The sequence below is a fragment of the Zavarzinia aquatilis genome (assembly GCF_003173035.1).
In the GTDB taxonomy this organism is placed as follows: Bacteria; Pseudomonadota; Alphaproteobacteria; order Zavarziniales; family Zavarziniaceae; genus Zavarzinia; species Zavarzinia aquatilis.
The window spans coordinates 70696-82485 of the sequence record NZ_QGLE01000008.1; the positions used below are offsets into that span (position 1 = coordinate 70696).

The window sequence follows — 11790 nt, forward strand, 5'->3', positions numbered from 1 at the left end:
AACGGACCCAGGGGAGATTTGTAATGCCTGAAGTGACAAAGCCCGCTCACCAGAAGGGCGACTTCTTCGTCAACTACGAGGAGAAGGTGTTCGAGGATGTGAAGGCCAAACCGGGCGAGAAAGCCCTGGTCACCTTCCACACCGTCGCCTTCGAAGGCTCGATCGGTCTCGTCAACCTGCTGCAGGCCACCCGCCTGCTGCGCAAGGGCTTCGAGACTTCGGTCCTGCTCTATGGCCCCGGCGTAACGCTCGGCGTGCAGCGCGGCTTCCCGACGCTGGGCGACGAGGCTTTCCCGGGCCATCTCGCCATGAACAACCAGATCGTGAAGTTCATGGGCGAGGGCGGCAAGGTCTATGCCTGCCGTTTCGCGCTGCAGGCGCTTTATGGCCATGGCGAGCCGTCGCTGATCCCGGGCATCACCCCGATCAACCCGCTCGACGTGATGGACCTCATCCTGATCCATCGCCGCGACGGCGCCTTCATCCTCAACACCTGGACGCTGTGACATGAGCGCGGGTGGACGGATGGTGAGGGCGGCGGCGGTCCAGATCGCCCCCGATATCGCGCGGCCCGACGGCACGCTCGAGCGGGTGTGCAACGCCATCATGGAGGCCGCGGCCAAGGGCGCGCAGCTCGTGGTCTTTCCCGAGACCTTCGTGCCCTATTACCCTTACTTTTCCTTCGTCCACCCGCCCGTCCTCACCGGGCCCGACCACCTGCGGCTCTACGAGCACGCGGTGGTCGTGCCGGGGCCGGTAACGCAGGCCGTCTCGCGCGCAGCCGCTTCGGGCCGGATCGTCGTCGTCCTCGGCGTCAACGAGCGCGACCACGGCTCGCTCTACAATGCCCAGCTCGTCTTCGATGCCGACGGCAGCATGGTGCTGAAGCGGCGCAAGATCACGCCGACCTATCACGAACGCATGATCTGGGGCCAGGGCGACGGATCGGGCCTTCGCGTCGTCGAGACGGCGGTCGGCCGCCTCGGCGCACTGGCCTGCTGGGAACATTACAATCCGCTCGCCCGCTATGCCCTGATGACCCAGCACGAGGAAATCCACGCCAGCCAGTTTCCGGGATCCATGGTCGGGCCGATCTTCGGCGAGCAGATGGAGGTGACGATCCGCCACCACGCGCTCGAATCCGGTTGCTTCGTCGTCAACGCGACCGGCTGGCTGAGCGAAGCGCAGATCGAGGCGATCACGCCGGACCCGAAATTGCAGAAGGGCCTGCGCGGCGGCTGCCACACGGCGATCGTCAGCCCCGAGGGCAAGCATCTGGTGCCGCCCCTGACCGAGGGGGAGGGGATGCTGGTCGCCGATCTCGACATGGCCCTGATCACCAAGCGCAAGCGGATGATGGATTCCGTGGGCCACTACGCGCGGCCCGAACTCCTTTCCCTTCAGCTCGACAACCGGCCGGCGCGGGCCGTGGTGCCCGCGCTCGACCCGATGCCCGTCCCGTCCCCCATCCCCAGCCCGCGGAGCGACGCCCATGAAGCCGACGACGCAGCAGACCTTGATCACCGAATTGCAGTCCTTCGGGGTTCGGCTGGCTGATCCGGGGGCGGGTGCCGCCAGCCGGCGCGGCGGCGCCGGGCCGTCCGACCACAAGGCCATGACGGTCGAGGGCCAGACGGTGATGGTGCCGGTTCATACCGCACCCGCCTTCGCCTCGCCCTATGTCGCGGAAAAGCCGGATGCCGCGGGTGTCTCGGTCATCCGGCGGGATGGCGTCGCGGTCGGCGAAGTGTCCTTTCCGCTGAAGCCGCGCTTTTACGAGTTGCAGACGCTGGACGGCATTCCCTATTCCCAGATCGCGACCCTGCACGGGCGCGACGTGCTGGCCACGACGATCCTTCAGACCTGCATCCGCTATCAGAGCCGGACCAAGACCTGCAAATTCTGCGCGATCGGCCAGAGCCTCGCCGCCGGCCGCACCATCGCCCACAAGACGCCGGAACAGCTGGCCGAGGTTGCCCGTGCCGCCGTGCTGCTCGACGGTGTCAAGCACATGGTGATGACGACGGGAACGCCCAATGTCACCGACCGGGGTGCCGCCGTGCTGTGCGAAAGCGCCTTCGCGGTCAAGGCGGCGGTCGATCTGCCGATCCAGGGCCAGTGCGAGCCGCCGGACGACGATGCCTGGTTCAGCCGCATGAAGGCGGCCGGCATCGACACCCTCGGCATGCATCTCGAGGTGGTCACGCCGGAGTTGCGGGCCGAGATCATGCCGGGCAAGGCATCGGTTCCGGTGTCCCGTTATCTCGATGCCTTCAAGGCGGCGGTGCCGGTCTTCGGCCGGGGTCAGGTCTCGACCTATATCCTGGCGGGCCTCGGCGATACCCAGGAGGCGATCCTCTCCATCGCCGAGACCCTGATCGAACTGGGCGTCTATCCCTTCGTGGTGCCCTTCGTGCCGATCTCGGGCACGCCGCTTGAAGACCATGCGACGCCGTCGCCCGCCTTCATGCGCGACATCCTGCAACCCCTCGGCGCCATGCTGAAGGCGGCCGATCTGCTGTCGTCCGACATCAAGGCGGGCTGCGGCAAATGCGGCGCCTGTTCCGCCCTGTCGAGCTTCGAGGGCTGAGCCATGATCTTCGAGCCGGTCCTGCCCTATGTCAGTGGCGAAGCCCGGGTGAAGATCGCCACCGCCCGCTGGGAACTGGCGGGCGCCGCGGCGCTGCGACGCCAGGTGTTCTGCCGCGAGCAGAAGATCTTCGTCGGCGACGACCGCGACGAGACCGATGCCCGGGCGCTGGCCCTGGTCGCCCTCGCGCCCATTTTTGGCGTGCCCGATCAGGTCGTCGGCACCGTGCGCATTCACGAGGATGCGCCGGGCCACTGGGCCGGCTCGCGTCTCGCGGTGGAGCCGGCGTGGCGCCGGCTGGGGGCGCTCGGCAGCGGGCTCATCCGCCTCGCCGTGGGTACCGCCGCCGCGCGCGGCTGCCGGCGCTTCACCGCCCATGTCCAGGCGCAGAACGCGCCGCTGTTCCACCGCCTGCATTGGGCGACGCTCGATATCGTCGACCTGCACGGCCGGCCCCATCATTTCATGGAGGCTGACCTCGGTCATTATCCCGCCCTCGCCGACGAGGCGGGCTTCGCCGTCCTGATCGGGAGGCGGGCGTGAGCATCGCCGATCTCGCCCTTCGCCTCGCCGGGGCCCGCGGCCTTGGGCACAAGCGGGATATCGCCGGGGTGATGACCGCCCTCGGCCTCGGCGGCCAGAGCGCCATCGCCGTTGGCGACGATTGCGCCGCGATCCCGGACGGCGACGGTTACCTGCTGTTCGCCATCGAGGGCTTCCTCGCCGATTTCGTCGAGGCGGAGCCGTGGTTCGCCGGCTATTGCGGTGTGATGGTCAATGTCTCGGACATCGCGGCCATGGGCGGGCGGCCTATTGCCGTCGTCGACGCGCTGTGGAGCCGGGATGGCGCGCGCGCGGCGCCCATTCTGTCGGGTCTGGCCGCCGGCAGCGCCGCCTATGGCGTGCCCATCGTCGGCGGCCATTCCAACACGCGGAACCCGGGGGGCGAGCAATTGTCGGTCGCCATCCTCGGCCGGGCGCGCAGCCTGCTGACCAGTTTCGATGCGCAAGGCGGCGACCGGCTGTTGATGGCGATCGACCTGCGCGGGCGCTATCGCGATCCGCATCCCTATTGGGATTGCAGCTCGACCGGGCTGCCGCCGCGCCTGCGCGCCGAAATCGAAATCCTGCCCGCGCTCGCGGAGGCGGGTCTTGTTCATGCCGCCAAGGATATCAGCATGGCGGGCGCGGTGGGCACGGCGCTCATGCTGCTCGAATGCTCCGGCCTCGGCGCGACCATCGACGTTAGCCGCATTCCCCGGCCCGAAGGCGTCGCGCTGGAGCGCTGGCTGATTTCCTTTCCCAGCTTCGGCTATGTCCTCGCGGTGTCGCCCGATCATGTCGACGAGGTGACGGCGCGTTTCGCCGCGGCCGGGATCGCCTGCGCCGATGTCGGCGGCTGCGACGCCGGCGGTCTCGTCCGCCTCGCCGACGGCAAGGACAGCGCCCCCTTGTGGAATTTCGCGCGGCAGCCGCTGATCGGCTGCGGCCCCGTCACCAACGGAGACCGAGAACATGCCTGAAGCCTGGTTCCGCGTGCGTTGGCCCGATGGCGCGGTCGAGACCTGTTACTCGCCGTCGTCGTCCATCGCCCATTATTTCGTCGCCGGCACGAGCTATTCGCTGCCCGAATTTCTTGCCCGCAGCCGGGCCGGCCTTGGCGCGGCCAGCGAGCGCGTTCGCGAGCGTTACGGCTTTCCGTGTTCGCGCGCCATGGGCCAGCTCGCCCGCATCGAACAGGCCGCCGCCGCCATCGCCGAACCGGATCAGGCCACCGTCACCATCGAAACCATGCACATCCAGGGAGAACTGCCGTGACCACCAGCCATTATCCGGTCCTCGTCATCGGCGGGGGCCAGGCCGGCCTTTCCGCCAGCCACTTCCTGAAGCAGCAGGGCATCGACCATCTGATTTTCGAGAAGAGGCGCCGCGGCCATGCCTGGCGCGAGGAGCGGTGGGACAATTTCTGTCTGGTCACGCCCAACTGGCAGTGCCAGCTGCCGGGCTTTCCCTATGCCGGGGCCGATCCCTTCGGCTTCATGAAGAAGGCTGAAATCCTCGCCTATCTCGATGCCTTCATCGAGAAGGAGCAGCCCCCCTTGCGCGAAGGCGTGACGGTAACTGCCCTGCGCCAGCGCGGCGAGGGCGGCTTTTCGGTCGAGACCAGCGAGGGCACCTATACCGCCGATCAGGTGATCGTCAGCGTCGGCGGCTATCACATCCCCAATATCCCGAGGGTGGCGGAGCGCCTGCCGCGCGGCATCCTGCAGGTTCATTCCTCGCGCTATCGCAGCAGCGAGGCCCTGCCGCCGGGGGCGGTGCTCGTCGTCGGCTCCGGCCAGTCGGGCTGCCAGATCGCCGAGGACCTGAAGATCGACGGACGCAAGGTCCATCTCTGCGTCGGCAGCGCGCCGCGCTCGCCCCGGCGCTATCGCGGACGGGACGCCGTCGAATGGCTGCACGACATGGGCCATTACGACCTGCCGGTCGAGCGCCATCCCCTGGGCGAGAAGGTGCGTGGCAAGGCCAACCATTATCTGACCGGGCGCGACGGCGGACGCGAGATCGACCTGCGGCGCCACGCGCTCGACGGCATGGTGCTGCACGGCCGCCTGCTCGATGTCGAGGACGGGGGCATGGTCTTCGCCGACGATCTCGCCGCCAATCTCGATGCGGCCGACGCGACCTACAACCGCATCCGGGAAGGCATCGACGCCTATCTGGCCGAGAAGGGCATCGACGCCCCCGAAGACCCGCCCTATGTCCCGCTGTGGCGGCCGGCGCCGGGCGAGGGGAGCGGCGTGCTGGACCTTGAGGCGGCGGGTATTTCGACCGTGATCTGGGCCACCGGCTTCCGCCCCAATTTCACCTGGGTCGAAGTGCCGGTGTTCGACGGGCGCGGCTATCCCACGCACAAGCGGGGCGTTTCGGTCTGCGCCGGACTCTATTTCCTGGGGCTGCCCTGGCTTCACACCTGGGGCTCGGGACGATTCTCGGGGGTTGCCCGCGACGCGGCCTTCGTGGTCGAGAGCATCGCCGCGCGGCGGAGCGAAATGCTCCCAAGCGAGCAGCGATTCACGGCCTGAAAATCGTCGACCTCTCTCAAAGCGCGAGAAAATTGGGGGTAGAAACGCAATTTCGGCGAAAATATTAACCCAATCCGCCCGATAATGCCGATTAAACCGGAAAATTGCTCCGATATTGTGGGCAAAAGCTGGTGTATTTTGTGAACGGTGTTAGGGCCAGATGGCGAATCATCTGTCGGAAGCGGGGTTGGCGATGTCGGCAACGGAAGATACCTCGAGGCTGTTCCGGGCAATGGGGCTGGAGCGCAAGGCGGGCGACTATAAGGATATCGGTCCGCTGACTCGCACCGGCAGGATCGCCGCCTTCGACGAAAGCGCGCTGCCGATGATGGCAGCGGTCGCCCGCTCGCTCGATGCAGGCCCCGCCGAACCGGCCGCCCCCTCCGTTCCGGCGTTCATGCCGGTTTCTGCGCCGGCTCCCGCCTTGGCCGAGGTCATCGCCGCCCGCGCCGAGAGGATGTCCCCCCTGATGGCGTCCCTGACCCCGCCGGCCCCCGCGGAGGCGGAGCCTCCGGCGCAACGAGAAGCCGCCGCTTCCGTGGCCCCGGTTCCGGTGTCCGCGCCATCGCCGTCGCCAGGGATATCCGCCCTGTCCCGCGTATTCGAGCGTTACGCAGCGTCGCCGGTAGAGGCCGTGCCTGCCGCGCCTGCTGCCGGCACGCCGTTGAAACCCCTGTTCGACAGATTGCGCTGATGCCGGTCATCGCCTTTTCATCGCCAAAAGGAGGCGTGGGCAAGACCACGCTGACCGCCAATGTCGCCATTGCCCTGCACCAGTTGGGCTGGGGCGTGCTGGTGCTCGATTTCGACGTGCAGAACAGCCTCCGTCTGCATTTCGGCGTGCCACTCGACGACGAGCGGGGCTATGTCGCGGCCGGCGATACGCCGGAGGATTGGCCCGATCTTGCCTTGAAGACGGAAGCGGGCGTTTTCCTGCTGCCTTACGGCGGCGCGACCGAGGACCAGCGGCTGCGCTTCGAGCGTCATCTGGCCGACGATCCGGATTACCTGACGCGCGGCCTGCGTACCGTTCTGGAGCGTCCGGACTGGATCGTGCTGGCCGACCTGCCGCCCGGGCCGGTGCCGGCGCTGCGCGCGCTCGACCGGATCGGCGCCATTCATATCGCCGTGCTGCTGGCCGACGCCACTTCGCTGTCGCTGCTGCCGGTGATCGAGCGTGGACATTTTTACGGCAACAAACGGCCGCTCGTCGTGCTCAATCAGGTCGACCCGCGCCGGCAGCTGAGCCGTTCGGTCGCGGAATTCGTCACGGCACGCATCCCCGAACATCTGATCGGCCAGATCTATCGCGACGAGGCGGTGGCGGAGGCGATCGGCTGGCAGCGTTCGGTCTTCGAGCAGGCTCCGGCCAGCGTCGGCGCCCGGGACATCAAGCGGCTGGCGGAAGTGCTGTCGGCCCGCCTCAAGATCGAGGCACTGCCACCGGAGCCGGCCGTGCAGGTCGGTGAGGCGCGGCGATGACCGCCGCCGACCGCCACGATGGCCAAGCCCCCGCGGCACCCGCGCGCCCGATCGAGGAGCGGATGCCGCGCTGGGGATTCTATGCCGCCCTTCTGATCGGCGGGTGCGCGGCCATTCCCGTGGTGATCGCGCCGTTCGATCTTTATCAGCAGATCGGTTTCGGGGTCGTCGTCTTCATCGCCGGCCTGATCATGAACCGGTGGCGCGGTCAAAACATGACCGTCATGCTCAGTGTGTTGTCGGTGCTGGTCTCGACCCGTTATCTCTACTGGCGGGCGACGGAAACGCTGACTTTCGAGAACTGGTTCGGCGCCCTGCTGGGCTTCGGGCTGTTCTTCGCGGAATTCTATGCCTGGCTCATCCTGGTGCTCGGCTATTTCCAGACGGCCCTGCCGCTCGAGCGCAAGGTCGAAATCCTGCCCGACGATCTCGACCTGTGGCCGACGGTGGATGTCTATATCCCGACCTACAACGAGGCGCTCGACATCGTCAGCGATACCATCCTTGCCGCCGCCAATCTGGACTACCCCGCCGACAAGCTGCGCGTCCATGTCCTCGACGACGGGCGCCGGCAGGAATTCCGTGAATTTGCCCGCAAGATCGGCGTCAATTACATCGTCCGGCCCGACAACGCCCATGCCAAGGCCGGTAACCTCAATCACGCCATGAAGGAGACCGACGGCGAGCTGATCTGCATTTTCGACGCTGATCATGTGCCGACGCGTGCCTTCCTGCAGATGACTGTCGGCGGTTTCCTGACCGATCCGAAACTGTCGCTGGTCCAGACGCCGCACCATTTCTATTCGCCCGATCCCTTCGAGCGGAACATCCGCGGCGGCGACGCCATCCCCAACGAGGGCGAGCTGTTCTACGGTCCGGTGCAGAAGGGCAACGATCTGTGGAATGCGGCCTTTTTCTGCGGCTCCTGTGCCGTCATACGGCGTGAGGCTCTCGATTCCGTCGGCGGTTTCGCCGTCGAGACGGTGACCGAGGATGCCCATACCGCCTTGCGGATGCAGAAGCTGGGGTGGAACACAGCCTATCTCGACATTGCGCTGGCGGCCGGGCGCGCGACCGAGCGTCTGGTGCTTCACGTCGGTCAGCGGGTGCGCTGGGCGCGCGGCATGACCCAGATCCTGCGCCGTGAAAATCCCCTGTTCGGCGGCAAGCTGACCCTGGCGCAGCGTCTGTGCTACCTGAATGCCATGCTGCATTTCCAGTTCGCGCTGCCACGCATCGTGTTTCTGACCGCGCCCGTGGCTTTCCTGTTGCTGGGCCAGAACATCATCGCCTCGACCGCGCCGCTCGTGCTCGCTTATGCGCTGCCTCACCTGCTGCATTCGAACATGACGAACATGCGCGTGCACAGCCGCTATCGGCTGACCTTCTGGGGCGAGCTTTACGAGACTTCGCTCTCTTTCCACCTGGTCTGGCCCGTGCTGGCGGCCATGATCAATCCGAAGCTGGGCAAGTTCAACGTGACCGAAAAGGGCGGCCTGCTCGAACGCGAGTATTTCGATTTCAGGATCGCCCGCTTTCACCTTCTGACCCTGGGTATCGTCACCCTCGGTCTGATCATCGGCTGCTACAGGTTGGTCCACGGATGGTCCGACGGCGAATTGCGAGGCGTTTTACTCATGAATGTCGCCTGGTCCCTGTTCAGCGGACTGATCCTGATCGCCGCCATTGCCGCCGCGCGCGAAACCCGGCAGATCCGCAAGACCGTCCGCCTGCCCATCGCCCTGCCGGCGACCATCTTCACCGAAGAGGGGCACGCGGTCTGCGTGAAGACGCTCAATCTCTCGACCGGTGGCGCGCTGATCCGCCTGCCGGAGGGAGTCGATGTCGATGCCGATCTGGTCGACGGGCTGGAACTGCCGGTTGGCGATGGCGCGGAAGTGTTTCCGGTCAAGGGCATCGCGGTTGAGCGCGGTCTGCTGCGAACCAGTTTCGAGGACATGCCGGTCGATCTGTATCGAATGCTTGTCGGTGTCGTTTTCGGGCGCGCCGATGCCTGGGTGGTGCGCCGTCCGCCGCCATCGGACAAGCCCAGTACCGCCCTTCTAAGCCTGATGCGGGCGACCACGGGCCTGTTCGCGCCCAGCCATACCAAGGCCCCGGCCGGACGCGCCGGACAGCCCCGGCCGCCGGTCGTGGCGGAGCCGCCCGCGCTGCCGTCGCGCGCCAGTCTGCCGGGGGCGCGCGTCACCGGGGCATCCGTCGTGGTGGCCTTGGTCGCGGCCCTGGCCTTCCTTGTCCCCAGTGGCCGCGCGGCCGCTCAGGTCGCGTCGCCGTCGGCCGGGGCACCGCAGGTTTTGCCGCAGCCGCCCGCGCTTCCATCCCCCCCATCGACGTCGGCATTGCCGGTGCCGTCCGCGCCGGTCGCGCCCGGTGGGGTGGGCGCGCCGCCTGTCGCGGACACGGCAGCGCCCGCGATGCCGTTGCCGCCCGTGCCGGGCGTGGCCGCCACGCCCGGCACGGGCGCTGCCGCCACGCCCATGGCGGGTAGCCGCACAGTGAAAGTCTCGCTGAAGGAGCTTGGGGCGATCGAGCCGCTGCGCCTGCTTGGCGTCGAGGCGGAAATCGGCTTCCCCCTCGATATCCGGCGCGATGAAGTGGTCACGGCGGCGAAGTTCGTCGTCACCATCGCCTATTCGCCCTCGCTGCTGCCCGAGCTTTCGCACATGACCGCGCTGGTCAACGGCGAGGTCGTCGGCTCGATGCGGCTGGAGCGACAGAATGCCGGCGGCCTGACGGTGGAAATCCCGGTCAATCCCGCGCTCTTCGTCCGTTATAACCGGATCGGCCTGCGCGTGATCGGCCATTACACCATGGATTGCGAAAACCCGGTGCACAGCAGCCTGTGGTCGATCATCAGCAACCAGAGCGCCCTGGAACTGACCTTGCAGCCGTTGCCGCAACGCAGTGATCTGGCGGCCCTGCCGGCACCATTCTTCGATTCCGCCGAGCGCAAGGCGCTGTCGCTGCCCATTGCCCTGCCGGCCGGCCCTTCCAGTGGCACCATTCACGCGGCCACCATCGTCGCATCCTATTTCGCTGCCGAGGCCGGCTTCCGGGGCTCGGCCTTTCCGGTCAGCCTGGGGTCGGTTCCGACCGGCAACGCGGTGGTGATCGCCACGCCGGAGGCGCAGCCGCCGGGGCTCGGCCTGCCGCCCATCACCGGGCCGACGCTCAGCGTCGTCGGCAATCCGTCCGATGCTTTTGGCCGGCTGCTGGTGGTCGCGGGCCGTAACGACGACGAATTGCGGGCCGCCGCGACCACGCTCGCCCTCGGCTCGGTCGCGCTCAGCGGCACGACGATGACGGTCGGTGTTCCCAGCGTGCCGCCGCGCCAGCCTTACGACGCGCCGCGCTGGCTGCGCGGCGACCGGCCCGTCCGCTTTGGCGAACTGGTCGAGCCCGGCGCGCTGCAGGGCGCGGGCTTCGTGCCCGGCCCGCTCGCCGTGCCCTTCCGGACCTCGCCCGATCTCTTCGTCTGGAGCGAGCGGGGTCTGCCGATGACCGTGCGCTATCGCTATCCGCGCGGGGAATGGCTGGATCTTGAACGCTCCCGGCTCGATGTCGCGATCAATCGCGAATATCTGAAGTCGTTGCCGCTCGGCGCCCCGACCATCCTCGATGACGTCCGGGATATCGTCAGTGACGATTTCGTGCTGAACGAATCCCGGGTCAAGGTGCCGCCGTTCCAGATCTTCGGCAGCAACCAGCTTTCCTTCTTCTACGATCTGCGGCCGAAGAAGCGCGGCGAATGCGAAGGCACGCTGCCGACCGGCATTCGCTCGGGCATCGACCCGGATTCGACCATCGACATTTCGGGGGCGGAACGCTTCGCCGTGATGCCCAATCTGTCCTATTTCGCCAGCGCCGGTTTCCCCTTCACCCGGGTCGCCGACATGGGCGATACCGCCGCCATCCTGCCCGATCGGCCCAAGGCGCAGGAAATCGAGGCGTTGCTCGACCTGATGGGTCGCTTTGGCGAGTTCACGGGCTTCCCGCCGCTGCGTCTCACGGTCTTGCAGGGCAGCGCCAATCTCGTCGCCGCCCGGGGCAAGGATGTGCTCGCGGTCGGCACGCTCGACGACCGCCTTGGCCTGCCACGGCTGCTTGGCGATGGGCCGATCCAGCTGTCGGACAACCGGTTGAATGTCGCCTCCGGCCGTGCCATCGACCGGGTCTACAACCTGCTCGACGGCGAAGGCTGGACTGAAGACACCGCGAAAGCCGGCCAACTTCTGCTCGGTAACAATGATTTCGCCGGCATTCTGGGGCGTGAGACCGGGGACGGCCAGTCGCTGGTCATGGTGCTGGCCAGCCGGTCCGAGCGCCTGCCCAAGGTGGTGGCCGGTCTGGCCGACACGGAAATCAACGCCGCGGTCTCGGGCGATCTCGCGATCTTCGATCAGGCCGGGGCCAGCAGCTTCCGCATCGGGCCGACCTACACCGTGGGGCACCTCGGCGCCTTCAGCAGCTTGCGCTGGTACTTCCGCAACAACCCCATCCTGCTGTCCGTGATGACGGTCGTCGCCGTCGTCCTGCTGGCCGTGGTGATCATCATCTTCCTGCGACTGATCGCCCGGCTGCGCCTGCGGCGCCCCAAGGCGGAGGTCTGAC

At 67.2% G+C, this 11790-nt stretch carries 10 protein-coding genes; all 10 read left to right on the forward strand.

Annotated elements, in window-relative coordinates:
- Window positions 1–23 precede the first annotated feature (23 nt).
- Window positions 24–506: an MSMEG_0572/Sll0783 family nitrogen starvation response protein gene (locus DKG74_RS14160; protein WP_109906826.1), complete on the forward strand. Its 483-nt coding sequence runs from the start codon at window positions 24–26 to the stop codon at window positions 504–506.
- Window position 507: 1 nt separating this feature from the next.
- Entirely contained in the window at window positions 508–1557 is a 1050-nt protein-coding gene (locus tag DKG74_RS14165; RefSeq protein ID WP_109906827.1) for a Nit6803 family nitrilase, read from the forward strand.
- The gene (locus DKG74_RS14170; protein WP_109906828.1) at window positions 1493–2590 is read left to right on the forward strand and encodes an MSMEG_0568 family radical SAM protein; all 1098 of its coding nucleotides are present in this window, start codon (window positions 1493–1495) and stop codon (window positions 2588–2590) included. The genes DKG74_RS14165 and DKG74_RS14170 overlap by 65 nt, the downstream gene beginning before the upstream one ends.
- Before the next feature lie 3 nt (window positions 2591–2593).
- Entirely contained in the window at window positions 2594–3133 is a 540-nt protein-coding gene (locus DKG74_RS14175; protein ID WP_109906829.1) for an MSMEG_0567/Sll0786 family nitrogen starvation N-acetyltransferase, read from the forward strand.
- Window positions 3130–4113 (forward strand): sll0787 family AIR synthase-like protein, encoded by a 984-nt coding sequence (locus DKG74_RS14180; protein ID WP_109906830.1) that lies wholly within the window; start codon window positions 3130–3132, stop codon window positions 4111–4113. Before DKG74_RS14175 ends, DKG74_RS14180 begins: the two co-directional genes overlap by 4 nt.
- Window positions 4106–4408, forward strand: coding sequence for an MSMEG_0570 family nitrogen starvation response protein (locus DKG74_RS14185; protein WP_109906831.1), 303 nt, complete (start codon window positions 4106–4108; stop codon window positions 4406–4408). Before DKG74_RS14180 ends, DKG74_RS14185 begins: the two co-directional genes overlap by 8 nt.
- Entirely contained in the window at window positions 4405–5676 is a 1272-nt protein-coding gene (locus DKG74_RS14190) for an MSMEG_0569 family flavin-dependent oxidoreductase (RefSeq protein ID WP_109906832.1), read from the forward strand. Before DKG74_RS14185 ends, DKG74_RS14190 begins: the two co-directional genes overlap by 4 nt.
- Window positions 5677–5869: 193 nt before the next feature.
- The gene (locus DKG74_RS14195; protein ID WP_165837690.1) at window positions 5870–6370 is read left to right on the forward strand and encodes a hypothetical protein; all 501 of its coding nucleotides are present in this window, start codon (window positions 5870–5872) and stop codon (window positions 6368–6370) included.
- Window positions 6370–7158 carry a cellulose biosynthesis protein BcsQ gene (gene bcsQ, locus DKG74_RS14200; RefSeq protein WP_109906834.1) on the forward strand — a complete coding sequence of 263 codons (789 nt, stop codon included), beginning with the start codon at window positions 6370–6372 and terminating at the stop codon, window positions 7156–7158. The genes DKG74_RS14195 and bcsQ overlap by 1 nt, the downstream gene beginning before the upstream one ends.
- Window positions 7155–11789 (forward strand): UDP-forming cellulose synthase catalytic subunit, encoded by a 4635-nt coding sequence (gene bcsA, locus DKG74_RS14205; protein ID WP_109906835.1) that lies wholly within the window; start codon window positions 7155–7157, stop codon window positions 11787–11789. The genes bcsQ and bcsA overlap by 4 nt, the downstream gene beginning before the upstream one ends.
- Window position 11790 lies beyond the last annotated feature (1 nt).